The sequence below is a fragment of the Dokdonella sp. GW821-FHT11D02 genome (genome assembly GCF_058808595.1).
Genome location: NZ_CM179520.1, coordinates 4,915,305 through 4,938,701, shown reverse-complemented (window position 1 = coordinate 4,938,701; position 23,397 = coordinate 4,915,305). Strand labels below are relative to the sequence as shown.

Annotated in this window: 16 protein-coding genes; 7 read left to right on the top strand and 9 right to left on the bottom strand. The window is 68.5% G+C overall.

Annotated elements, in window-relative coordinates:
* Positions 1-41 precede the first annotated feature (41 nt).
* Together AC3QL3_RS20910 and AC3QL3_RS20905 are read left to right on the top strand one after the other, a co-directional pair.
* Positions 42-662 (top strand): TIGR00645 family protein, encoded by a 621-nt coding sequence (locus tag AC3QL3_RS20910; RefSeq protein ID WP_492896047.1) that lies wholly within the window; start codon positions 42-44, stop codon positions 660-662.
* A gap of 109 nt (positions 663-771) precedes the next feature.
* Positions 772-1,797, top strand: a complete 1,026-nt coding sequence (locus tag AC3QL3_RS20905; RefSeq protein ID WP_492896046.1) for an aldo/keto reductase — start codon at positions 772-774, stop codon at positions 1,795-1,797.
* A 38-nt stretch (positions 1,798-1,835) separates the two neighbouring features.
* Here AC3QL3_RS20905 and AC3QL3_RS20900 read toward each other — a convergent pair whose 3' ends face one another.
* A complete protein-coding gene (locus AC3QL3_RS20900; protein WP_492896045.1) occupies positions 1,836-3,029 on the bottom strand; it encodes a delta-60 repeat domain-containing protein in 1,194 nt (397 codons plus the stop codon).
* A gap of 123 nt (positions 3,030-3,152) precedes the next feature.
* On the bottom strand, positions 3,153-3,707 hold the full coding sequence (locus tag AC3QL3_RS20895) for a GNAT family N-acetyltransferase (RefSeq protein WP_492896044.1): 555 nt from the start codon (positions 3,705-3,707) through the stop codon (positions 3,153-3,155).
* A 126-nt stretch (positions 3,708-3,833) separates the two neighbouring features.
* Here AC3QL3_RS20895 and uvrD point away from each other — a divergent pair, with 126 nt between their 5' ends.
* The 3 genes from uvrD to wsfD all read left to right on the top strand — a co-directional run bounded on the left by uvrD (position 3,834) and on the right by wsfD (position 13,967).
* Positions 3,834-6,065 (top strand): DNA helicase II, encoded by a 2,232-nt coding sequence (gene uvrD / locus AC3QL3_RS20890; protein ID WP_492896043.1) that lies wholly within the window; start codon positions 3,834-3,836, stop codon positions 6,063-6,065.
* Between the two features lie 146 nt (positions 6,066-6,211).
* A complete protein-coding gene (locus AC3QL3_RS20885; RefSeq protein ID WP_492896042.1) occupies positions 6,212-12,370 on the top strand; it encodes a lamin tail domain-containing protein in 6,159 nt (2,052 codons plus the stop codon).
* 148 nt (positions 12,371-12,518) lie between these two features.
* Positions 12,519-13,967: a glycan biosynthesis hexose transferase WsfD gene (gene wsfD, locus AC3QL3_RS20880; RefSeq protein WP_492896041.1), complete on the top strand. Its 1,449-nt coding sequence runs from the start codon at positions 12,519-12,521 to the stop codon at positions 13,965-13,967.
* Positions 13,968-13,987: 20 nt separating this feature from the next.
* Here wsfD and AC3QL3_RS20875 read toward each other — a convergent pair whose 3' ends face one another.
* Together AC3QL3_RS20875 and AC3QL3_RS20870 are read right to left on the bottom strand one after the other, a co-directional pair.
* Positions 13,988-14,923, bottom strand: a complete 936-nt coding sequence (locus AC3QL3_RS20875) for an arginine deiminase-related protein (RefSeq protein ID WP_492896040.1) — start codon at positions 14,921-14,923, stop codon at positions 13,988-13,990.
* Entirely contained in the window at positions 14,902-15,486 is a 585-nt protein-coding gene (locus AC3QL3_RS20870) for a DNA-3-methyladenine glycosylase I (RefSeq protein WP_492896039.1), read from the bottom strand. Before AC3QL3_RS20870 ends, AC3QL3_RS20875 begins: the two co-directional genes overlap by 22 nt.
* 65 nt (positions 15,487-15,551) lie before the next feature.
* Between AC3QL3_RS20870 and AC3QL3_RS20865 the strand changes: the two genes are divergently transcribed.
* Complete coding sequence (locus AC3QL3_RS20865; protein ID WP_492896038.1) at positions 15,552-16,436, top strand: DMT family transporter; 885 nt, start codon at positions 15,552-15,554, stop codon at positions 16,434-16,436.
* Between the two features lie 6 nt (positions 16,437-16,442).
* Here AC3QL3_RS20865 and AC3QL3_RS20860 read toward each other — a convergent pair whose 3' ends face one another.
* The 4 genes from AC3QL3_RS20860 to AC3QL3_RS20845 all read right to left on the bottom strand — a co-directional run bounded on the left by AC3QL3_RS20860 (position 16,443) and on the right by AC3QL3_RS20845 (position 19,739).
* Complete coding sequence (locus AC3QL3_RS20860; RefSeq protein WP_492896037.1) at positions 16,443-17,309, bottom strand: SEL1-like repeat protein; 867 nt, start codon at positions 17,307-17,309, stop codon at positions 16,443-16,445.
* Between the two features lie 82 nt (positions 17,310-17,391).
* A complete protein-coding gene (locus tag AC3QL3_RS20855; protein ID WP_492896036.1) occupies positions 17,392-18,132 on the bottom strand; it encodes an SEL1-like repeat protein in 741 nt (246 codons plus the stop codon).
* 95 nt (positions 18,133-18,227) lie between these two features.
* Positions 18,228-18,677 (bottom strand): DUF2214 family protein, encoded by a 450-nt coding sequence (locus AC3QL3_RS20850; RefSeq protein ID WP_492896035.1) that lies wholly within the window; start codon positions 18,675-18,677, stop codon positions 18,228-18,230.
* A gap of 81 nt (positions 18,678-18,758) precedes the next feature.
* Complete coding sequence (locus tag AC3QL3_RS20845) at positions 18,759-19,739, bottom strand: pyridoxal-phosphate dependent enzyme (RefSeq protein WP_492896034.1); 981 nt, start codon at positions 19,737-19,739, stop codon at positions 18,759-18,761.
* A 93-nt stretch (positions 19,740-19,832) separates the two neighbouring features.
* Between AC3QL3_RS20845 and pepN the strand changes: the two genes are divergently transcribed.
* Positions 19,833-22,484 carry an aminopeptidase N gene (pepN, locus tag AC3QL3_RS20840; protein WP_492896033.1) on the top strand — a complete coding sequence of 884 codons (2,652 nt, stop codon included), beginning with the start codon at positions 19,833-19,835 and terminating at the stop codon, positions 22,482-22,484.
* A gap of 199 nt (positions 22,485-22,683) precedes the next feature.
* On the opposite strand, the gene AC3QL3_RS20835 is transcribed toward pepN, so the two are convergent.
* Complete coding sequence (locus AC3QL3_RS20835) at positions 22,684-22,869, bottom strand: hypothetical protein (RefSeq protein ID WP_492896032.1); 186 nt, start codon at positions 22,867-22,869, stop codon at positions 22,684-22,686.
* Positions 22,870-23,397: the final 528 nt, after the last annotated feature.

Here is a 23,397-nt window from a genome sequence, read left to right as displayed (position 1 = left end):
GCTAGAATCGGCGGTCCCTCGAATCGATTGGCGCAATCCGCATGTCGCGATCCCCATCCCCGATGTCGCCGCTGCCGGCCCTGATCTTCTCCTCGCGCTGGCTGCAGCTGCCGCTCTACCTCGGCCTGATCGTCGCGCAGGGCGTGTACGTGGTGCTGTTCGTCAAGGAGCTCATGCACCTGATCCAGGGTGCGGTGAACTTCGGCGAGCAGGAGATCATGCTGATCGTGCTCGGCCTGATCGACGTGGTCATGATTTCCAATCTGCTGGTCATGGTCATCGTCGGCGGCTACGAGACCTTCGTCTCGCGCCTGAACCTGCAAAATCATCCGGACCAGCCGGAATGGCTGTCGCACGTGAACGCGTCGGTGCTGAAGGTGAAGCTGGCGATGGCGATCATCGGCATCTCCTCGATCCACCTCTTGAAGACCTTCATCGCCTCGGGTGCGCTGGAAGGACTGCCGTTCTGCAGCGCCGAAGAGATGGCCTTGTTCAAGGCGACCACGGTGGCCGCGCCGCGCTGCAATACGCTGACGCCGACCGGCGTGATGTGGCAGACCATCATCCACTGCGTCTTCATCCTGTCGGCGATCGGCATCGCCTGGACCGACCGCCTCATGAACGGCAGCGGCGCGCGCCCGAAGCCGGGCTCTGCGCACTGAGGTAGACGCTTCGTCATCCGGACGCGCCGCGCGGCCTTGAACGTTCAGGCTTGAATCGGCCGCGGCGCCGCCCCAGTCAGTGGTTCCTACTCCTGCAGGAATCACGACGATGGAACACCGCCAACTGGGCGCATCCGGCCTCAACGTGCCGGTGCTGAGCTTCGGCACCGGCACCTTCGGCGGCAAGGGCGAGCTGTTCGCCGCCTGGGGCGCGACCGACGTCGCCGAAGCGCGCCGCCTGATCGATCTCTGCCTCGACGCCGGCGTGACGATGTTCGATACCGCCGACATCTATTCGCGCGGTGCGTCCGAATCGATCCTCGGCGAGGCGATCAAGGGCCGCCGCGACCAGGTGCTGATCTCGACCAAGGCCACTTTCCGCTTCGGCGACGAGCCCAACGCGGTCGGCTCCTCGCGCTTCCATTTGCTCAAGACGGTGGACGAGCAGCTGCGCCGGCTCGGCACCGACTACATCGACCTGTTCCAGCTGCACGGCTTCGATGCGAAGACGCCGGTCGAAGAGACCTTGGCCACGCTCGACACGCTCGTGCGCGCCGGCAAGATCCGCTACACCGGCGTGTCGAACTTCTCCGGTTGGCATCTGATGAAGTCGCTCGGCGTGGCCGACCGTTACGGCTATCCGCGCTACGTCGCCAACCAGACCTACTACTCGCTGATCGGCCGCGACTACGAATGGGAACTGATGCCGCTCGGCCTCGACCAAGGCGTCGGCGCGGTGGTCTGGAGTCCGCTCGGCTGGGGCCGCCTGACCGGCAAGCTGCGCCGCGGCCAAGCGCTGCCGCAGACCAGCCGCCTGCACGTGACCGCCGACTACGGCCCGCCGGTCGAGGACGAATATCTCTATCGCGTGGTCGATGCGCTCGACGAAGTCGCGCGTGAAACCGGCAAGAGCGTGCCGCAGATCGCGCTCAACTGGCTGCTGCAGCGGCCGACCGTGTCGACCGTGGTGATCGGCGCGCGCAACGAAGAGCAGCTCAAGCAAAATCTCGGCGCGATCGGCTGGAACCTGACGCGCGAACAGATCGCACGCCTGGACGCGGCCAGCGAGCGCACGCTGGCCTATCCGTACTGGCATCAGCGCGGCTTCGCCGAGCGCAACCCGCCGCCGGTGTGAAGCGATTCGCGCGATAGCGGCAGCTCAGTAAGAGCGCCTCAGTCGAAGCCCGAGGCGAAAATCGCCTCGTCGCGCAGGCGCGCAGCGAACCCACGCGGCGCGCCGTCGAGCGCAGTGAAGACGCCGCCGATCAGACTGATTCCGCCCGGCCGCGCCAGGATTGCGCCGAAGCCGGGCGTGTATTGCGGATGCGTGGCGGTCGGCGGCTGGAACGAGGTGTCCAAAGTGCCGTCCGCGTTGACGCGCGCGAGATTCTTGCGTGGCTGCCCGCCGACGCTGTTGAAGAGGCCGCAGATCAGCACTTTGCCGTCCGCCTGCAGCGCCAAGGCGGTGACGCCGGCGGTCTGGCTCACTTGCGGCACGAAGGCGGTGTCGTGGCTGCCGTCGGCGCGCAGCCGTACGAAACTCAGCGCGGGACTGCCGAACGAACCGCCGACCAGGACGCGCCCGTCGGGTTGCAGCGCCAGCGCGTTCACCGCTTCGCCGGAGTTGTAGAACGCGGCGCTGAAGCTGCCGTCGAGGCTGCCGTCGGCGGCGAGCCGGATCAAATGGCCCTTGAGCGCGCCGCCGACGCGCGTGAAGCTGCCGCCGACCAGGATGCGGCCATCCGGCTGCACCGCGAGCGCTTTGACGCTGCCGTCGAGGGCCAGGGCGAAGCCGGCATCGAGGCTGCCGTTCGCGTTCAAGCGCGCGAGATAGTTGCGTACTTGTCCATTCACCGCCGTGAACTGACCGCCGATCAGCAATTTGCCGTCGGCCTGCCGCGCCATGGCGAATACCGCGGCGGAACCGCTGTGGCTGACGTCGGGCGAGAAGCCGGCATCGAGGCTGCCGTCGGCGTTGAGACGCGCGAGACGCGCGCGCGGCTGTCCGTGCACTTGCGCGAACCAGCCGCCGAGCACGATTTTCGCGTCCGGCTGCACCAGCAGTGCGCTGACGATGCCGTCCGCGCCCGGATCGAAGCCGGCCTCGAGGCCGCCGTCGAGCTTGAAGCGCGCGATGCGCGCGCGCGGCTGGCCGCCGGCATGGGTGAACTGGCCGCCGAGCAGGAGCTTGCCGTCGGTCTGCGCGGCGAAGGCATAGACCGTGCTGTCCGCCTGCGGGTCGAACGCATCCAGCGTCGGGTTGGCGCAAGCGACTAGCGGGACGAGGCAGGCGAGCGTCGGCAACAACAACGCACGCAACAGACGCGAGCGGCGGCGGGTGTGCGGGCAGGGCGAGGACAAGCGCATGGCGAAAACTCCGGAGGTCGGTTCGACTAGTCCAGGGCGCAAATCGGCCTGCGTATGTCGCATGGCTGCGCGAAAGATTTTCGCTTCGGCGCCGCAAGCTCGCCGCGCGTCTGTCAATCCGGCTCAGCGGTCGCCGGTTGGCGCCGACAGCAACGCGCATTCCAGATGGATGTCTTCCGGTTCCTGGCGCAGCAGTTCGGGATCGGGTTCGCGCGCGAGGCGGCAGCCGAGCCGAAGATAGAAATCGACCGTGTGCTGCGACGGCGTCGAGGAGACGTACACGAACGCGGCGCCGCGCTCGCGCGCCGTGGTGCAGGCGCGCTCGAACAGCTGCCGACCGAGCCCGCGTCCGCGATAGGCCTGATCGACGTGCAGGAACTTCAGCTGCAAGGCGTCGTGTTGCGCGCCGATGCGCTTGGCTTCGAGCACGGCGACGCCGATCAGGCGGCCGTGCTCGAACGCGCCTTCGAACCAGCCGCCGCGGTCGTAGCAGTCGAGCAAGCGCGGCGTATAAATCTCGGCTTCGCCCGGCGGCCAGCCGTGCTGCTCGCACGGATCGGGACGCAGTTGCAGCTGCCCGTCGGCGTCGAGGACGTAGCTGTGCTCGATGTGTTCGCTGCGATCGATCGACCAGACGAGGACGACGTCCTCGCGGCGCAGCGCTTTGAATTCGATCATGCGATGTTCCGTAGTGTCCCGGCACAAGCACGTGCTCGCGCGGAGTGTTGAATCTCGATGCGGCGTGTTCGCTACGACACGGCACTTACTGCACGCCTGCCGCGACACGCCCGCTACAATTGTCCGATGGACGTTTCCCATCTCATCGACGGATTGAATCCGGCGCAACGCGAAGCGGTGACCGCGCCCGCAGGACATTATCTCGTACTGGCCGGCGCCGGTTCCGGCAAGACGCGCGTACTGACGCATCGCATCGGCTGGTTGCTCGAAGTCGAGCGCGCCTCGCCGTGGTCGGTGCTCGCGGTCACTTTCACCAACAAAGCCGCCGGCGAAATGCGCGGGCGCGCCGAGAACCTGATCGTCGGTGGTGCGCGCGGCCTCACCATCGGCACTTTCCACGGCATCGCGCATCGCCTCTTGCGCCGGCATTTTCGTGAGGCGAACCTGCCCGAGACGTTCCAGATCCTCGACGCCGACGACCAGCAACGCCTGGTCAAGCGCACGATCCAGGGCATGGGCTTGGACGAAGCGCGCTTCCCACCGCGCCAGGCGACCTGGTTCATCAATTCGGCCAAGGACGAAGGCAAGCGGCCGGACGCGCTCGAAGCCGGCTATCGCTCCGACAGCCACGTGCTGATCGACATCTATCGCGCCTACGAAGAAGCTTGCCGCCGCGGCGGCCTGGTCGATTTCGCCGAGTTGCTGTTGCGCGCGCACGAATTGTGGCTGCACAACGACGCGCTGCTCGCGCATTACCGCGAGCGTTTCCGTCATCTGCTGATCGACGAGTTCCAAGACACCAACACCTTGCAGTACGCCTGGGTGCGCGTGCTCGCCGGCACCACCGGCAACGTGTTCGTGGTCGGCGACGACGATCAGGCGATCTACGGCTGGCGCGGCGCGCGCGTGGAGAACGTGCAGCACTTCCTGCGCGATTTCCCCAACGCGCGCACGATCCGGCTGGAACAGAACTACCGCTCGACCGGCAACATCCTGGCCGCCGCCAATGCGGTCATCGCGCACAACCCCGATCGACTCGGCAAGCAGCTGTGGACCGCCGGCGACGCCGGCGATGCGATCGAGATGTACGCCGCCTACAACGAGCAGGACGAAGCGCGCTACGTGATCGAGCGCATCCGCGAGCGCCTGCGCGAAGGCGGCCGCGCTGCCGACATCGCGATCCTGTATCGCTCCAATGCGCAGTCGCGCAACTTCGAAGAACAACTGATCCAGCACGACGTCGCTTACCGTGTGTACGGCGGCCTGCGTTATTTCGATCGCGCCGAAATCAAGGACGCGCTCGCCTATCTGCGCCTGGTCGCCAATCGCCACGACGACGCCGCGTTCGAGCGCGCGGTCAACACGCCGCCGCGCGGCATCGGCGAGCGCACCTTGGATCTCTTGCGCCAGCGCGCGCGACGCGATGCGTCCTCGTTGTGGGAATCGGCGCTGATGGAACTCGGCGCCGATGCGCTGGCCGGTCGCGCCAAGAACGCGCTGCGCGGATTTCTGCAGCTGATCGAACAGCTCGCGCGCGATTGCCTCGCACCGAATGCGGCCGCGCCACGCGCGCCGGACGACGAAGACGCGCCGCGCGACGATGCCTTGCCGCTGGCCGAGCAGATCGAGCACGCGCTGGCGCGCTCGGGCCTGCGCGACTTCTACGAGAAGGACAGCCGCGGCAGCGCCGAATCGCGGGTGGAGAACCTCGACGAACTGGTCAACGTCGTCGCGCGCTTCCGCCGCACGCCGGAAGACCTCGAGGCCGGCTTGTCGGAACTCTCCGCCTTCCTCGCGCACGCCGCGCTCGAAGCCGGCGAAGGCCAGGGCGAGGCGTGGCAGGACTGCGTGCAGCTGATGACCCTGCATTCGGCCAAGGGGCTCGAATTTCCGCTGGTGTTCCTGGTTGGACTCGAAGACGGTTTGTTCCCGAGCCAGAAATCCACCGAAGAAGCCGGCCGGCTCGAAGAAGAACGCCGCCTCGCCTATGTCGGCATCACGCGCGCGCGTGATCTGCTGGTGGTGAGCTACGCCGAGTCGCGCCGCCTGCACGGAGTCGAATCCTACGCGCGGCCTTCGCGTTTCTTGAACGAGATTCCACCCGAGCTTTTGCACGAAGTGCGGCCGCGCGTGCAGGTCAGCCGACCCGCGTTCGCCGGCCGCCACTCGGTGAACGTGAGCGCGCCCGACAGCGCAGCGCCGTTCAAGCTCGGCCAGCGCGTGCGCCATGCAAGCTTCGGCGAAGGGGTGGTGCTGAGCTACGAAGGCGCCGGCGCGCACACCCTGGTCGAGGTCAATTTCGCCGACGCCGGTCGCAAGCGGCTGGTGCTCGCCTACGCCAATCTGGCCGCGCTCTGACGCAGCGCGTCAGCGCGTGCGCGGCCTGTCCGCTGCGTCTTGAGCGCTCTTTACATCGCGTGTAACCGAACCGTCATCCGCGCTGACAACACTGCGCGCCCGATTCCGCCCGTATTGCGCGGGCGCCGATTTGCTCGGAGCGTTCGATGATCAAGTTCCTGCGAAGCCTCGTCGTCGGTCTCGCCGCCTGCGCGTCGTTGTCGGCTGTGCCGGCAGCGGCGCAGATGCGCATCACCGAATACATGTACGACGGCAACAACCGTGAATTCGTCGAATTCACCAACGTCGGCAGCACGCCGATCGACATGACCGGTTGGAGCTTCGACGACGACAGCCGCGCTCCCGGCACGGTCAGTCTGAGCGCGTTCGGCACGGTCGCGGCGGGCGAGTCGGTGATCCTGGCCGAAGCGGCGGCGGCCGACTTCCGCGCCGCCTGGTCGCTGTGCGATGCGGTCAAGGTGGTCGGCAGCAACGCCACCAACCTCGGCCGCGCCGACGAGATCAACCTGTTCGACGCCAGCGGCAACTTGGCCGATCGCCTCACCTACAACGACCAGTCGCTCGGCGGTCCGCGCACGCAGAACAAGAGCGCCTGGGTGTCCGCCGCGGGTTTGGGCGCGAACACGCCGGCCGCGTGGACCTTGTCGGCCGCGGGCGATGGCGAAGGCTCGATCACATCGAGCGGCGGCGACATCGGCAGCCCGGGCAAGAGCACGCGCGCCACGGTGCCGTTCGTGGCCTGCCCGCCGCCGGTCGGCGTGCTGCGCATCACCGAATACATGTACGACGGCGCCAGCGGCGAGTTCATCGAATTCACCAACGTCGGCAATGCAGCGCTCGATCTCGCCGGCTGGAGTTTCAGCGACAACGCGCGCACGCCCGGCGCGGTCGATCTCAGCGCCTACGGCCACGTCGCCGCCGGCGAGTCGGTCATCCTCACGCAAGCGGCGGCAGCGGATTTCCGCACCGCGTGGAACCTGTGCGGCGGCGTCAAGGTGATCGGCGGCAACACCGCCAACCTCGGCCGCAGCGACGAGATCAACGTCTACGACGCCGGCGGCGCGCAGATCGACCGCCTGACCTACAACGATCAGGCACTGGGCGGTCCGCGCACGCAGAACAAGAGCGCTTGGGTGTCCGCCGCCGGTCTGGGCGCAAATACGCCGGCCGCATGGACCTTGTCGGTCGTCGGCGACACCGAAGGCTCGACCGCTTCGAGCGGCGGCGATCTCGGCAGCCCCGGCAAGAGCAAGCGCGCGACGACGGCGTTCGATCCCTGCATCGGCGTACCCGGCGCACCGGTGGTCACGGTCGATGCCGCGAACACCTCGTCCTACCTCAGCCTCGACGGCAGCCGCGAAGGCGCCGCCAGCGGCGTGATCGCCGATCCGACCGATCCGGCCGCGAACGAAGGCATCGGCTTCACCTTCAGCGCGACCGGCGGCGACGCTTCGACGCTGACCATCGCGGCGAGCAGCAGCAATGCGGCCGTGGTCGACGCGGCTGGTTTGCAGCTGTCGGGCAGCGGTGCCGCACGTGTGCTGAAGATCGTGCCGCGCGGCGTCGGCTACAGCACGATCACGCTGAGCGCGACCGATGCCAGCCAGCGCGTCGGCAGCTACACGATCCACTACGCCGCCTCGGCAGCGGCGCCCTCGCCCGCCGACGCGGTGTTCCTGACCGGCGCCAGCGACGCCTCGGCCACGGTCAAGGTCGACGATCAGCACATCCTGGTCGCCGACGACGAAACCAATGTGCTGCGCTTGTACCGCCGCGGCCATTCGGGCCTGCCGCTGGCCGGCTTCGATTTCAGTTCGCGCCTGGCCCTGACCGATCCGGACAATCCCGAGCTCGACCTCGAAGGCTCGGCGCGCGTCGACCAGCGCGTGTACTGGACCGCTTCTTACAGCAACTCGAAGAACTTCCACGTTCGTCCGAACCGCCATCGCGTGTTCGCCACCGACCTTAGTGGCAGCGGCGCCGCCACGACCTTGAGCTACGTCGGCCGTTACGACTGGCTGCTCGAAGACATGGTCGCGTGGGACCACGCCAACGGCCACGGCCTCGGTGCCGACGCGCTCGGCTTCGCCGCCAGCAGCGCCGACGGCGTCGATTCGAAAACGCCGGCCGGCTTCAACATCGAAGGCCTCGCCATCGCGCCCGACAACAGCAGCGCCTACTTCGCCTTCCGCGCGCCGCAGCTGCCGACCAGCGCGCGCCATCAGGCGCTGATCGTGCCGGTGCGCGACTTCGCCGCGCTGGTCACCGGCGCCGCGCCCGATTCGCGCGCGCAAGGTTCGGCCACGTTCGGCGCGCCGATCCTGCTCGACCTCGGCGGCCGCGGTATCCGCAGCCTCGATCGCAACGCGGCCGGCCAGTACCTGATCGTGGCCGGCGCCGCCGGCGATACGGGACCTGCGCCGAACGACTTCCGCCTGTACGCCTGGACCGGCCGCGCGGCCGATGCGCCGATCGCGCTCAGCACCGACTTGAGCGCGCTCGACATCGCCGGCGGCAGTTTCGAATCCCTGGTCGAACTGCCGAGCGTGCTCGGACCGGGCACGATCCTCGAAGCCTTGCTCGATAACGGCGACAGCGCCTGGTACGGCGACGGCATCGCCGCCAAGGACCTGGCCGAATCGCGCTTCAAGAAAGCGGCGCTGCTGCGTGTCGTGGCCGATGTGGTGTTTCCGGCCAGCACGGTCGCGACCAGCGCCGGCACGCCGCAGAGCGCGGCGGTGAACCAACCGTTCGCCGCGCCCCTGACCGTGCGCGTGACCGACACCTTCGGCAACGCCGTCGCCGGCGTCAGCGTCGGCTTCCTCGCGCCGGCCAGCGGCGCCAGCGCGAGCTTGTCCGCAACGACCGCGGTCACCGGCAGCGACGGCCGCGCCAGCGTCACCGCCAGCGCGAACGCGACGCCGGGCCACTACGCGGTGGTCGCCAGCGTGACCGGTGCGGCGTCGAGCGCGAGCTTCGACCTGACCAACACGCCGTCGGTGCAGCCGGCCACCCACGTCGTCATCAGCCAGGTTTACGGCGGCGGCGGCGCGACCAGCCTGCCGGCGACCTACAAGAAGGACTACATCGAACTGTTCAATCCGACCGCGCAGGCCGTCGATCTCAGCGGCTGGTCGCTGCAGTACGCCTCGGCCACCGGCACCGGCAACTGGTTCCCGCACGTGTTGCCGGCCGGTTTGTCGATCGCGCCGGGGCAGTACCTGCTGATCGAAGAAGGCGGCGGCACCGTCGGCGGCGATTTCCCGCTGACGCCAGACGTCGCCGCCGGTCCGCTCAACCTGTCGCAGTCCAACGGCAAGGTCGCGCTGACCAGTTCCGCCACCGCGCTGTCGGGCGCCTGCCCGAGCACCGGCGTGGTCGACAAGGTCGGCTACGGCACCGCGAACTGCTTCGAAGGCGCGGCGGCGACGCCGGCGCTCGGAAAAGAGACCGGCGCCGCGCGCAAGGCCGACGGCTGCACCGATACGGACGACAACGCCGCCGATTTCGACATCGTCACCAACCCGGTGCCGCGCAACGGCTCGAGCCCGCGCAACACCTGCGGCGGCAGCGGCGGACCGATCACCTTGTCGGTGGCGGACATCGCCGTCACCGCACCGGCCAGCGGCACCGCGCCGGCCACGTTCACCGTGCAGCTGAGCCGCGCCGCCGCGAGCGACGTGCACTTCGATCTCGCCACGGCGGACGGCAGCGCACTGGCCGGCGTCGACTACGTCGCCGCCACGCAGACCGGCGCGACCCTCACCGCCGGCGCGACGACCTTCACCTTCACCGTGCAGATCAACGCGAACCCGAACCCGGGCGCGCCGAAGACCTTCACGCTGCACGTCGGCAACATCAGCGGCGGCGCCGTGACGACCACCGAAGCCGAGGCCACCGCGACCATCGCCAACGCGAGCGGGCGCGTGCGCATCGGCGACATCCAGGGCACCGGCGCGCACCCGGCCCTGCTCGGCCAGATCGTCGCGTTCAGCGGCACCGTCACCGCGGTCGGCGCCGGCGGCTATTTCGTGCAGGATGCCGGCGACGGCAATCCGCTCAGCTCCGACGCGCTGTTCGTCTACGGCGGCGTGCCCGCTGCGCTCGCGGCCGGCAACACGGTCGAGGTCAGCGGCACCGTGGCCGAGTTCTACGGCCTCACCGAAGTCAACGCTGCGACCACCACGATCAGCGGCACCGGTGCGCTGCCGAGCGCGATCGTGCTCGACGCCACCACGCCCTCGCCCGATCCGGCGCATCCGCGTTGCGAAGGCGGCAGCTTTGGCGCCGCCGACAGCGTCGCGGTGCGCAACTGGCGCTGCCTGCAGAGCATGCGCGTGACGCTCGCCGACGGCGCGATCAGCGCGCCGAACTTCCGCTCCAGCTCGCAGCCCTTGAGCGAGGCCTACGCCTATGTGGCGAGCCAGCCGCGGCCGTTCCGTGGTCCCGGCTTGCCCTACGGCACTCAAGCGCCGTCGCCGCCGCCGGGCTACGACCCGCCGATCTGGGACGCGGTGCCGTACGTGTTCGGCCTCGACACCGGCCATCTGATGGCGCCGCAGGCGTTCAACGCCGGCATGCGCTTCAGCGCGACCGGCGTGATGGGCTTCGACTTCGGCATCGGCATGCTGTGGCCGACCGAACTGACCATCACCGACGCCGGCCCGGACTACCCGATCGCGGTGCCGACGGCGCCGGCCGGCGCGCTGACGATCGGCTCGCAGAACATGCTGCGCCTGTTCAACGCGACGCACGACTCCGGCGACATCGACGCCTGCGCCGACACCAGCCCGGGTTCGGCCGACGTCTGCCCAACCCCGGAGCAGTTCGAAGTACGCTTGAAGAAGCTGTCCAAGCAGGTGCGCGAAGTGCTCGGCGCGCCGGCCGTGCTCGGCACGCAGGAGATCGAGAACCTCGCCACCTTGCAGGCGCTGGCGACGCAGATTCACAGCGACGATCCGAGCCTGAGCTACACCGCCTATCTCGAGGAAGGCAACGACGTCGGCGGCATCGACGTCGGCGTGCTGGTGCGCAGCGACGTCAGCGTCAACGCGGTGACCCAGCTCAGGAAAGACGAGACCACCAACGCCGGCTGCAGCTCCGCCAATCCGCCGCCGTGCCTGCTCAACGACCGCCCGCCGCTGTTGCTCGACGCGAGCTTCGGCGGCGAGCGCTTCGCCGTGTTGATCATCCACAACCGCTCGCTCAGCAGCGTCGAGACGCAGGCCTATGTGCGCAGCAAGCGCCTGGAGCAGGCGATGTCGGTCGCGCGCATCGCGCAGGCCTGGCAGACCGGCGACAACGCGGCGGTGCCGGGCGCGATGGTCGGCGTGCCGCTGGCGATCGTCGGCGACTACAACGCGTTCGAGTTCAGCGACGGCTACGTCGACGTCACCGGCATCATCCGCGGCACCGCGGTGCAGTCGGAAAATCTCTTGTGGGATGCGAGCCTGCCGATCGTCGATCCGCCGCTGTTCGACGTCGGCACCACCGTGCCCGACAGCGAGCGTTACTCGTTCTCCTTCGACGGTTACGCGCAGGATCTCGACCACGGCCTGCTCAGCGCCGAGCTGCAGCCGCGCCTGTTGTGGGCGGCGATCGCGCACGGCAACGCCGACGTGCCGGCCGGCGGCAGCGATGCGACCGATGCGGACACCGCGCGCCGCAGCGCCGACCACGACGGCTTCGTGATGGCGTTCGCCGCGCCCGCGCCGACCACCTGGACGGTGACGCCGTCGGTCGCCGGCGGCCACGGCACGATCGCGCCGGCGACGGCGGTGACGGTGAACGATGGCGCGACGACGAGCTTCACTTTGAGCGCCGATGCCGGCTACCACATCGATTCCGTCGGCGGCAGCTGCGCCGCCGGCACGCTGGCCGCCAACGTCTACACGACCGGCGCGATCGGCGCGGATTGCACGGTGATCGCGAGCTTCGCGCCGAACGCGGCGGCAGCGATCACGATCAGCGGCGGCGATACGCAAGGCACGGTCGTCAACCACGCCTTCGGTACACCGCTGACGGTGCGCGTGACCGACGCCGGCGGCACCCCGCTGGCCGGCATCACGGTGAGCTTCAGCGCACCGGCCAGCGGCGCCAGCGCGGTGTTGTCGGCCGCCAGCGCCGTTACCGGCACCGACGGCACTGCCAGCGTGACGGCAACTGCGAACGGCGTCGTCGGCCAGTACACGGTGCAGGCCAGCGTCGCCGGCGTCGCCGGCGCGGCGACGTTCCATCTGAGCAATACGCTGGACCCTAGCGATGTGATCTTCCGCAACGGCTTCGAGGTGCCCGCGGGCGACTGAGGACGCGTTATCGATCGGCGGCGCGCGGGCAGGCGAAGGCTTGCCCGCGCGCCGCAGGCTTGGGGACGAATCGCCGCTTCGGCGCGCCGTCATCCCGAAATCCGCCGCAGGCCCTAGACTGCGCGCACGACACGACCACGGACAGCCGGTGCACGGATCTGCGCGACCTCCCATCGTTCTGCTGCTCGCGCTGTTGTGGCTGGCCGCGAGCCTGCGCGTGTTCGTGCTGTGGTCGCACGATCCGCTGTACGCCTACGCCAACAGCTACGACCAGACCCGCTACACCAACTGCTTCCATTTTTATCCGGACCGCCCGGCGGCGATTCCGCCGCACGAGAACAGTCCGCAGGCGCCGTTTTCGGACTACCGCTTCGTCGCCACCGGCGACCCGATGTGCTACTGGTCGAGCGAACTCGCCTTTACCGGCGCGACCGCGCTGATCTGGAGGTTGGGTGAGGTCGTCGGCAGCGGCGAGGTGCACGACGTGCGCTGGATCGGCGCCTTGCGCTGGCTCGCTCTGCTCGCGTTGTCGATCGCGTTGTCGCTGGCTTGGCTGCGGCACGGCGATACGCGCGCGGCGCTGGTCAACGCGGCGCTGTTGCCGCTGGTGTTCGCCGATCCGGGCAATACGCTGTATCTCAACACCTTCTACGCCGAGTGGACGGCGCTGCTGGCGAGTTACGCCCTGTTTTCGCTGCTGCTCTTGTGGCGCGAGCAGCCGCGCAGCGGCAGCCGCTTCGTTCTAATTGCTGCCTGCGCGTTCTTGCTCGCGTTGAGCAAGATCCAGCATCTGTTGTTGCCGACGACTTTGGCGATCGTCGTGCTCGCACTCGACCGTCTGCGCTTGGGTCGTTTCGGCTGGCGCGGTGCGGCACTCGCACTCGGCGCCGGTGTGGGCCTGTGCGTGCAGGCCGTGCAGCTGCAACGCGACGGCGCCATGATGTCGGCGATCGATCAGTACAACCGCGCCGATGTGCTGTTCACCGCGCTCTTGCCGTTCGCCGACGATCGCGCCGCGTTGCTCGAAGAACTCGGCGTCGATCCGGCCTGCGCGATTTACAGCGGGCATCGCGCCTGGGAGTTTCCGGATCTGCCCGAGAACGTCTGCCACGGTCTTTCCGAGTTCTCGCGCCGCGACGAATTGGCCACGCTGTTGCGCCATCCGCGCATCGCGCTGAAGCTCGTCGGGCACGGCGTGCTCGGTCTCAATCCGTGGATCGCCAAGAATCTCGGTCAGGTCGAAGGCAGCGATTTCACCGAGATGCCGGCGACCCAATTCAGCCTCGGCTGGCCGCTGCGGGCATATCCGGCCATGCAGCTCGCGCTCCTCGCGGTGCCACCGCTCGCGCTGCTGGTCTTGCTGTGGCGACCCGGCCTGCGGCGCGGCTCGCGTGCGCTCGACCTCGCCGCGTTGACCATCGCGACGATGCTCGCCACGCTGGCGATCACCGTACTCGGCGACGGGCTGGCCGATGTGGCCAAGCAAGGGCACCTGGTCATCAATGTCACGCTGGCGCTGGTCGTGGCCTGGTTGATCGGTGGTCTGGTCAGGGGTGGCGCGGGCGGTCGTCGTGGCGGTTTGGGTTCGAACGCCTAAGCAGCCCGAGACTCACTAGGCTAGAAAATCTCCGCGACGCAGCAGCGCAGGCTGCCGCCGGCTTTCTCGATCTCGTCCAACTCGACTTCGCCGAGCGCGAAGCGGTGCCGCGCGAGTGTGGCGCGTTGCGTGGGCTCCAGCGCGGCGGCGGCCTGCGCGCTCATCCACGCACGCTCGGGCGCGAGCGCGATGGCATTGCCGGCGAAGGCGCGCTTCTGCCCCGGTTCGAGCCAGATCGCATCGCCATACACCGCGGCGATCGCGGCCGGCACCGCGGCGTCGCGAAAACCGTCCGCCGCGAGCACAGGCAGGCGTCCGGCGAGCAGGGCGAACACGACATTGGTGTGGTATTCGCCTAGCGCGAGTTCGAAGCAGAAGGTCAGGGCGAGGCCGAACGCCTCGTGCATCGCGCGCGCGCCGGCCAGATCGCAGCGCTCGGACAAACCGCAATAACCGATGCCGCGCGCACGATCGATCACCAGCGCGCCGGTCAATTCGGCGACCAGGTCCTCGCGTGGTGACAGGTCGATCGTGCGATAGCCGAGCACGTCGCGGAAGAACGCGCGGATGTCGCTGCGCTCGGCCTCGCGCCGGCGCACCGCATGGCGCATGCGGCCGACCACCAGACGCTCGCGCGCGGTCGCGAATACGTTGTTCGGAAACAGCCCGTCCGGGCAGGCCGGATCGCCGGCAAAGGTCAGCACCGGCACGTCCGCGCCGAGGCGTCGCGCGAGTTCGGCGTGCTGACGCGAGGCGCGCGCGAGATCCAGCGCCGACGCCGCGTCCATGTAGCGATTGTCGGTCGCGGATTCGGCCGCCAGCGCCGAACTCGCCGGCGCGATCAGGAACGCTGCGCGCGCGGTGGCCGCGTGCCGCTGCGGGAAACGCTCGGCCGAGAAAGCAGCGAGGAAGTCGTGCGCGTCGGTGACGAACATCAGCGCGCCAGCTGCGCGCATTCGCGCTCGCGGAAGCAGCTCGCCAAGTGATCGTTGACCATGCCGGTCGCTTGCATGAAGGCATAGCAGATGGTCGAGCCGATGAAGCGGAAGCCGCGTCGGCGCAGCTCTTTGCTCATGCGATCGGAAATCGGCGTCGTCGCCGGCACCTCGCGCGTGTCGCGCCAGCGGTTGCGCAACGGCTTGCCGTCGACGAACGACCACAGGTACGCATCGAGGCTGCCGAACTCGGCGATCACGTCGAGCGCGGCCTGCGCGTTGCCGCGCACCGAGACGATCTTCAGGCGGTTGCGGATCAGGCCCGGATCGGTCAGCAGTTTCTCGATGCGCGCATCGGTCAGCTTGGCGCAGCGCGCGAGGTCGAAGTCGGCGAACGCGCGCCGATAGTTATCGCGCTTGTCGAGCACGGTGCGCCAGGACAGGCCCGCCTGCGCGCCTTCGAGGCAGAGGAATTCGAACAGCGCGCGGTCGTCGTGCAAGGGCGCGCCCCATTCGGTGTCGTGATAGGCCTGCATCGCCGCGTTCTCGCGGCTGGCCCAGCTGCAGCGGGTTTTCTCGTTCATGGCGTGCTCCTCGTGCCGCGTATCATACGAAGCCTCGCCGCCGCCTACGCGCCTCGATTCCGACCATGCCTGTTTCCGCCGATGCGCGTCGCGGCGCGCTGCTCGTCCTGCTGCTGCCGATCCTGATCTGGAGCTACAACTGGATCGTGATGAAGCGGGTGCTGGCGTGGATCGGGCCGTTCGATTTCTCGGCGCTGCGCTTCGGCATCGGCGTGCTGGTGCTGTTCGCGGTGATGCTGGTGCGGCGCGAGTCGCTGCGGCCGCCGCCGCTGCTGCCGACGATCCTGATCGGCTTGGCGCAGACCGCCGGTTTCCAGGCGCTGGTGCAATGGGCCTTGGTCGAAGGCGGCGCTGGGCGCACCGCTCTGCTCGCTTACACGATGCCGTTCTGGGTCGTGCTGTTGGCCTGGTGGCTGCTGGCCGACCGACCCGGGCCGCGGCAGTGGCTGAGCATCGGCATCGCCGCGCTCGGGTTGGTGTTCGTGCTCGAGCCGTGGCGCGGTTTCGGCGGCGTCGGCAACGCGGCGCTCGCGATCGGCGGCGGCCTGTGCTGGGCGATCGGCACAGTGTTGTCCAAGCGCTTGTTCCAGCGCGGCGGCGTCAGCGCGCTGTCGCTGACGACCTGGCAGATGGCGGTCGGTGCGCTGGCCTTGATCCCGCTCGCCCTGCTCACGCACGAGAAGCCGATCGTCTGGTCGGATTACTTGATCGGCGCGCTCGCCTACAACGCGGTGCTCGCCTCGGGCGTGGCCTGGCTGCTGTGGTCGTGGGTGGTCGAACGCGTGCCGGCCAACGTGGTCGGCCTGTCCAGCCTGAGCGTGCCGATCGCCGGCATCGCGTTCGCTTGGGTCTGGCTCGGCGAACGGCCCTCGCCGAGCGAGGGCGTCGGCATCGCGCTGATCGCGGCGGCGCTGGTCGTGGTCAACCTGCGCCGCGCGCGCAGCGGCTGAGCCGCCTCAGTTCATCTTGCCCACGCCTTGCGGCGCGCCGACGATGACGCTGCCGTCGTCGAGGCGCTGCCATTGCGTGTCCTGCCACTTCCAGTAGGCCTTCGCGTCCCAGTACTCCGCAGCGTAGTACTTGGAGCCGTCGACGAAATTGTTGAAGGTACCGATCGCAACCGACGTTTTCCCACCCCCCTGCGGCTGCTCCTTGGGAACGTGCATCTGGCTGGGCAGCGCCAAAGTACCGACGCGACCAACACGGCTGCCGGTCGCCTTGTTGCGCTCGCGCAGAAGCTCCCGCTCCAGGCGTGATTTGGACACGTCGTCGGCGTACTCGGCGTAGACGGTCTTGCCGAGTTCGATCGCGCGGCTCTGCTCGGCCGCGTTGAGCTGTGACCAGTAGCGTTCGCGCAGCACGACCAGGGAGGGATAGTTGCGTTCCGCCGCCATGTCCATCCAGGCGTAGGCGAGCGCGCGATCCTGCGCCGTGCCGGCGCCCTTCCACAGCATTTCCGCGACCATCGCCTGCGAGGTCTTGTCGGCATAGCGCGAAGCGTCGCGGAAAAATCCGAACGCGTCCGTGAGACGTCCGCGCTGGTAGGCCTCCATGCCCGACTGGCGGAAGCGCAGATCGGGATGGGCGCGGATGAAGGCGGGGCTGTTGACGATCTTGGGATCGTCGGCGCGCACCATCTCCGGTGACGCGTGTGCCGCCGTGGCGGCGAGAAAGAGTGAGAACAGCAAGCCACACGATGTTGCGTTCACGACCGTCTCCTCGATGCGGGGCCGCTCGCCCCAGGGAGCCGTTACGGTCGGATCGGGTGCGTCGCGAACGCGTCGGGCCGAGAAGAAAGATCCCCGGCGGTCGGCGAGGGCCACGCGTCGTCACGACCGCGGCGAGGCGATTGTAGGCCTCGGCCGCGGAATAGTCACGAAGCTTTTCGTAGGTCTTCGAATGCGGTCAGATCGGCGGCTTTGCATCGCCGGCCGGCTGCGGCGCGCCCACTTCGACGTGGCCTTCGCCGTAGCGGCGCCATTGCGCGTCTTGCCAGTTCCAGTACGTCTTCGATTCCCAGTACTGCGCCGCGTAGTACTTCGAGCCGTCGACCACGTCACGCAAGGCATCGATGCCGAGCGCTCCTCCTTCCGTAGGCACGGCGAGCGCGCCGGGAACGACCAGGTTGCCGACGTAGCCGACACGGCTGCCGGTGATCTGGGTTCGCGCTCGCGAAAGCACGCGTTCCAGGCGCGGCTTGGCCACGGTGTCGGCGAATTCGGCGAAGACCGACTGGCCGATTTCGATCGCCAGCGCCCGCTCGGTTGCATTAAGTTCGGACCAATAGCGTTCGCGCTGCGCGAGCAGCGCGGGATAGTGGCGTTCGGCGGCGAGATCCATCCAGGCGTAGGCGAGCGCCCGGTCTTGCGCGACTCCCTCGCCCTTCCACAGCATCTCGGCGACCATCGCCTGCGAGCTCTTGTCGGCGTAGCGCGAGGCGTCGCGGAAGTAGCGGTACGCATCGACGAAGCGGCCGCGGCGATAGGCTTCCATGCCGACTTTGCGGAAGCGCAGGTCGGGATGCGCTCGCACGAACGAGGGCGTCTCGACCACCCACGGATCGTCTTCGCGCAAGGCGGTGGGAGCTGCCTGCGCCGTGGTGGCGAGGAAGCAGCCGAACAACAAGCCGAGAGCTGTCGCGTTCATGCCCGTCTCCTGTGCGAGAGGCCATCGCGGCCTCGGAAGCCGTTGCACCGGAAGTTTGTCGCGCCGCTGGCCGACGCGCAAGTCGGACGCGGACGTCAGCGCAGGCCGCGTGCCATCACGACGGCGGCGAGGGGGATGAGGGCGATCAGGTGCAGCTCGATCATCACCCAGCGTCGCGCGCGCCGCCATTCCGTTTCGGGTACGCGATAGCTCGCATCGGCGCGGCGTGCGCGACGCCAGCGCAGGAAGGCCAGCGTCGGCGCGATCGAGATCAGGCCGGTCAGCACGAACAAACCAACCTTCAGATGGAACACCGGATTATGAGCGTAGAAGGCCCAGCCCTTGAGCCCGTACACCGCGCGCGCGGCGCCGCTCAACAGGACGAGACCGGCGAGCAGGCCGAAGCCGGCATCGGCCTTCGCCAGGCGTTCCAGATCGAGCGCCTCGGCGCCGCCGCGCAGCAGAGTCCATTCCTTCGCCAGGAACCAGAGCAAGGTGAAGATTGCGGCGAAATGCAGGTAGGCGAGAATCGCATCGGTCCACATGGATCGGACTCCTTGCTCGAAAGGTCGTGCGAGTTGGGTTGAACGGCGCAGCCGAGGACGGCTGCTTCTTGATTCGCGCTATCAGGAAAGATCGCCGAAGTACTTCTCAAGATCGACGTTGCCGCCGGAAAGGATGACGCCGACGCGGCGGCCGGCGAAGCGCTCGCGCTGGCCGAAGATCGCCGCCAGCGCGATCGCCGAGGACGGCTCGACGATCAGCTTCAGGCGCTCCCAGATCAGGCGCATCGCCGCAACCGTGGCCGCATCGGCCACCGGCAGCACCTCGACCTCGTACTTTTTCAGCAGGGCGAAGTTGATCGCGCCGAGCAGACCGCGCAGGCCGTCGCAGACGGTGTCGGGCGCAAGCTCGGTCACGCGCTGGTCGCGGCGCAGCGATTCGTAGGCATCGGCGGCGCCTTCCGGTTCGGCCGCATGGATGGCTATGTGCGGTGCGATCGCGCGCGCCGCGATGGCGCTGCCGCCGATCAGGCCGCCGCCGCCGACCGGTGCGATCAAGGCGTCGAGCGGGCCGGTTTCGCGCAGCAGTTCGAGCGCGGCGGTGCCTTGGCCGGCGATCACGCGCGCATCGGCGTAGGGATGCACCAGGGTCGCGCCGGTCTGCGCACGCACCGCTTCTGCAGCCGCCTCGCGCGCGGCCAGGGTCGGCGCGCAGCGATGCAGGATCGCACCGTACGCCTCGATGCCGGCGAGCTTGGACTTCACCGCGCCCTCGGGCACGACCACGTGCGCCGGGATGCCGCGCGTGCGCGCCGCCAGCGCCAGCGCGGCGCCGTGATTGCCGGAGGAATGCGTGACCACGCCGCGCGCGGCCACTTCATCGGACAGCGACCACACCGCGTTGCAGGCGCCGCGGAACTTGAACGCGCCCACGCGCTGCAGGTTCTCGCATTTGAAATGCAGTTCGGCGCCGGCCAGCGCATCGAGCGAATGCGAGCGCAGCACCGGCGTGCGCTGCGCATGCGGCGCGATGCGCGCGGCGGCCGCTTCGACGTCGGCGAATTGCGGCAGCTCGACGGGCGTGTCGGAAGAGAACGTGTTCACGATGGGAAGTCGCGCCAGGAGGGCCACGACGATACACGCGCGCCGAGCGCGCATGCTAGCCTGCCGATCGTCATTTCCTGCACATTCCTGGGCATGTCTTCCGATACCGCCAAGCCGCTGGTGCGGCTCAGCGATTACCGCGCGCCGGCCTGGCGCATTGTCGAGGTCGAACTCGAGTTCGACCTCGATCCGGTTGCGACTGTCGTCGCCGCACGCCTCGCGGTCGAGCGCGACCTCGCCCAGCCGCCGGCGCCGCTGCGGCTGGACGCCGAACAGCTCGAACTGCTCGAGCTGCGCCTCGACGGCCGCGTGCTGGCACCGGGCGAGTACGCCGTCGAGGCGGACGCGCTGACGATTCCATTGAGCGCCGATCGTGCGCGCATCGAAACGCGCGTGCGCATCGCGCCGGAAACCAATACGGCGTTGCAGGGGTTGTACGCGAGCGGGCGCGAGGATTCGCGCTTCCTCCTGACCCAATGCGAGGCGGAGGGCTTTCGCCGCATCACGCCGTTTCTCGACCGCCCCGACGTGCTGGCGCGCTACACGGTCACTTTGCGCGCCGACAAAGCGCGCTTCCCGCTGCTGCTCGCCAACGGCAATGCCGACGGTGCCGGCGAACTCGAGCACGGCCGGCATTGGGCGCGCTTCGTCGATCCGCATCCCAAGCCGAGCTATCTGTTCGCCCTGGTCGCCGGACGGCTCGAATCGATCGAAGACCACTTCGTCACCGCCGAAGGCCGCCGCGTTCGCTTGTGCATCCACGCCGAGGCCGACGCGATCGGCCGCTGCGCCTGGGCGATGCAATGCCTCAAGCTCGCGATGCGCTGGGACGAGCAGCGCTTCGGCCGCTGCTACGACCTCGACGTGTTCCACATCGTCGCCACCCACGACTTCACCATGGGCGCGATGGAGAACAAGGGTCTCAACATCTTCAACGCGAAGTACCTACTGGCCGATCCCGAGCGCGCCACCGACGACGGTTACCGCCACGTGCTCGCCGTGGTCGGGCACGAGTACTTCCACAACTGGAGCGGCAATCGCGTCACCTGCCGCGACTGGTTTCAGTTGAGCCTGAAGGAAGGCCTGACCGTCTACCGCGAGCAAGAATTCGAATCCGATCTCGCCTCGCGCACCTTGCGCCGCATCGAGGACGTGCGCGTGCTGTGGCGCGCGCAATTCAGCGAGGACGCGAGCCCGCTCGCCCATCCGGTGCGGCCGGATCGCTACAGCGAGATCAACAACTTCTACACCGCCACGGTGTATGAGAAAGGCGCCGAGATCGTGCGCATGCTGGCCAGCGTGCTCGGTCGCGACGGTTTCCGGCGCGGGCTGGATCGCTACTTCGAGCGCCACGACGGCCACGCCGCGACGGTCGAGGATTTCCTGCAAGCGCTGGGCGATGCGAACGGGGTCGATCTGACGCCGTGGCTGGCCTGGTACGGCCAGGCCGGCACGCCCACGCTGATCGCGACCGAGCACTACGACCCGGCCGCGCGCCGTTACGAGCTGACCCTGGCGCAGCACACCGCGCCGACGCCCGGCCAGCCGCGCAAGCAGGCGCTGCCGATTCCGGTCGCCGTCGCGCTGTTCGACGAGGCCGGCGCGCGGCTGCCGCTGCGGCTCGACGGCGAAGCCGCGAGCACGGCGCAGGAACGCGTGCTGACCTTGAATGCCGAGCGCGCCACCTTCCGCTTCGTCGACGTGCCCTTGCGGCCGATCGCTTCGCTGCTGCGCGGCTACTCCGCGCCGGTACGGCTGCAATGGAACGCGGAGGCGGCCGATTTGGCCGTACAGATTCGGCACGACAACGACGGCTTCAACCGCTGGTTCGCTGCCGACGCGCTGGCGCGCCAACTGTTCGCCGAGACGCTCGCGCAAGGGGCGCCCGATCCGCGCCGGCTCGACGTATGGGCCGCTGGGCTCGGCGAGGCTTTGCTCGATGCGACGCTCGACCCGGCCCTGATCGCGGAAATGCTGACGGTGGCCGACGCCAACTCGCTGGCCGAAAGCCTGAGCGAAGTCGATCCGGAAGCGGTGCATCAGGCGCGTGCGGTGGTCGAGACCGCGCTCGCGCAGAAGCTCGCCGCGCCCCTGCTCGCGCGCTATCGCGACGGTTCGGCCGCGGCCGACACCGAGGCCACCGATACCGCCGCGCAGGCGCGGCGCCGGCTGCGCAATGTCTGCCTGGCCGCGCTGTGCCGTTCCGACCTGGCCAATCTGCACCTGGCCGAAGCGCAGTTCGCGCAGGCGCGCACGCTGACCGACCGCCTCGGTGCACTGTCGGTGCTGCTGAGCGCCGAGGCGCCCGCCGCCGTGGAGGCGCTCGACGCATTCGCGGCACGCCACGCTGGCGACGCTTTGGTGCTCGACCAATGGCTGTCGGTGCAGGCGACGCAGGCACGCGCGGAAACGGTCGAGCGCGTCGCCGCGCTGACCGCGCACGGCGCTTTCCGCTGGACCAACCCGAACAGCGTCTACGCGCTGATCGGCGCCTTCGCGCTGCGTAACCCGCGCGCGTTCCACCGCGCCGACGGCGCCGGCTACCGTCTGCTCGCCGACGCCATCGCCAAGCTCGACGCGCTCACCCCGCAGGTATCGGCACGCCTCGCTACCGCCCTCGGCGGCTGGCGCCGGCTCGAACCGTTGCGGCGTGCGCTGATGCATCGCGAGCTGCAGCGCCTGGCTACGCGCGACGGCCTTTCGCCCGATCTGGCCGACATCCTCTCGCGCAGTTTGGCCGGTTGACTGGAGCCAGCCCGAAGGGGTCGCTGTTAGTGAAAAGTGTGGCCATGGACGGCCACGGTTGGACTTTCCAAAGCGCTCATTCGGCCAGTCCGTGGAACCTCCCGGGGGTGGCGATCACGGACGATCGCACCAATAAACCCCTCAAAAAAAAACCGCGCCCGAAGGCGCGGTCTTAGCCCCTGTTCCTGGATCGTTGCGTTCAGGCCGACAGCTTCGCCAGCGCTTCGTTGATGCGCGCGCAGCGCGTTTCGAGCTGATCGACGGTGTCGTTGGCGGCGGCGTGCTCGCGTGCGTTGTCGATCGCCATCTCCAGGCGTCCGAGCTCGATCATCAAGTCGTGACGCAGAAAGAGCGGGTTGAAAGTGGCATTGGAGATGTGGTTCATCGATCGACTCCGGTGATGCGGCGGTTGTATCGGAGCAGGAGCAAACGGCGTGCCAGGTGGCGCGAAACATCGCGGCGGCGGATGGCTGGGCGGGTGCAGAAGCGGCGGAAATTGCGCTATAGCGCGGTTCCACAGCCTTCGCTGGAGTGACAAATCGTTTCGGAGGCCGCGGTTTCGTTGCTAAAGCCCGGCGCGGCACGCATGATCCCAGCGGCAATGACGTTGTGCGTCGCAATCTGACCGCCGCCGCAGTAGCCGCTCCCGCCACGGCAGCTTTTCGCGATCGACGTCACACTCTGCCAGCGCCTCCTCTACGAGCGCGGCAGACGGATCGGCAGATAGGCTTCAGCGCTCACTGGCGCCCGGCAACGGTCCTCTTGGATCCCCCCTGTTCCTACGACCGCCGGGCGCCAGCCTCCCTTTCGGCGCCAGACCAGACGCCTCTCCAAAGCGGCTATTGGCGGCCACTGGCAGACCAGCGGAAGAAAGCAGCCTTCCGGTTGGTGAGGCGGTCGGCGTGTGGCGATT

What these genes read in the sequence shown, in the direction of transcription:
- AC3QL3_RS20910 (WP_492896047.1), top strand. Translation starts at nt 42, where the DNA reads ATGTCGCGATCCCCATCCCCGATGTCGCCGCTGCCGGCCCTGATCTTC.
- AC3QL3_RS20905 (WP_492896046.1), top strand. Translation starts at nt 772, where the DNA reads ATGGAACACCGCCAACTGGGCGCATCCGGCCTCAACGTGCCGGTGCTG.
- AC3QL3_RS20900 (WP_492896045.1), bottom strand. Translation starts at nt 3,029, where the DNA reads ATGCGCTTGTCCTCGCCCTGCCCGCACACCCGCCGCCGCTCGCGTCTG.
- AC3QL3_RS20895 (WP_492896044.1), bottom strand. Translation starts at nt 3,707, where the DNA reads ATGATCGAATTCAAAGCGCTGCGCCGCGAGGACGTCGTCCTCGTCTGG.
- uvrD (WP_492896043.1), top strand. Translation starts at nt 3,834, where the DNA reads ATGGACGTTTCCCATCTCATCGACGGATTGAATCCGGCGCAACGCGAA.
- AC3QL3_RS20885 (WP_492896042.1), top strand. Translation starts at nt 6,212, where the DNA reads ATGATCAAGTTCCTGCGAAGCCTCGTCGTCGGTCTCGCCGCCTGCGCG.
- AC3QL3_RS20875 (WP_492896040.1), bottom strand. Translation starts at nt 14,923, where the DNA reads ATGCGCGCAGCTGGCGCGCTGATGTTCGTCACCGACGCGCACGACTTC.
- AC3QL3_RS20870 (WP_492896039.1), bottom strand. Translation starts at nt 15,486, where the DNA reads ATGAACGAGAAAACCCGCTGCAGCTGGGCCAGCCGCGAGAACGCGGCG.
- AC3QL3_RS20865 (WP_492896038.1), top strand. Translation starts at nt 15,552, where the DNA reads ATGCCTGTTTCCGCCGATGCGCGTCGCGGCGCGCTGCTCGTCCTGCTG.
- AC3QL3_RS20855 (WP_492896036.1), bottom strand. Translation starts at nt 18,132, where the DNA reads ATGAACGCGACAGCTCTCGGCTTGTTGTTCGGCTGCTTCCTCGCCACC.
- AC3QL3_RS20850 (WP_492896035.1), bottom strand. Translation starts at nt 18,677, where the DNA reads ATGTGGACCGATGCGATTCTCGCCTACCTGCATTTCGCCGCAATCTTC.
- pepN (WP_492896033.1), top strand. Translation starts at nt 19,833, where the DNA reads ATGTCTTCCGATACCGCCAAGCCGCTGGTGCGGCTCAGCGATTACCGC.
- AC3QL3_RS20835 (WP_492896032.1), bottom strand. Translation starts at nt 22,869, where the DNA reads ATGAACCACATCTCCAATGCCACTTTCAACCCGCTCTTTCTGCGTCAC.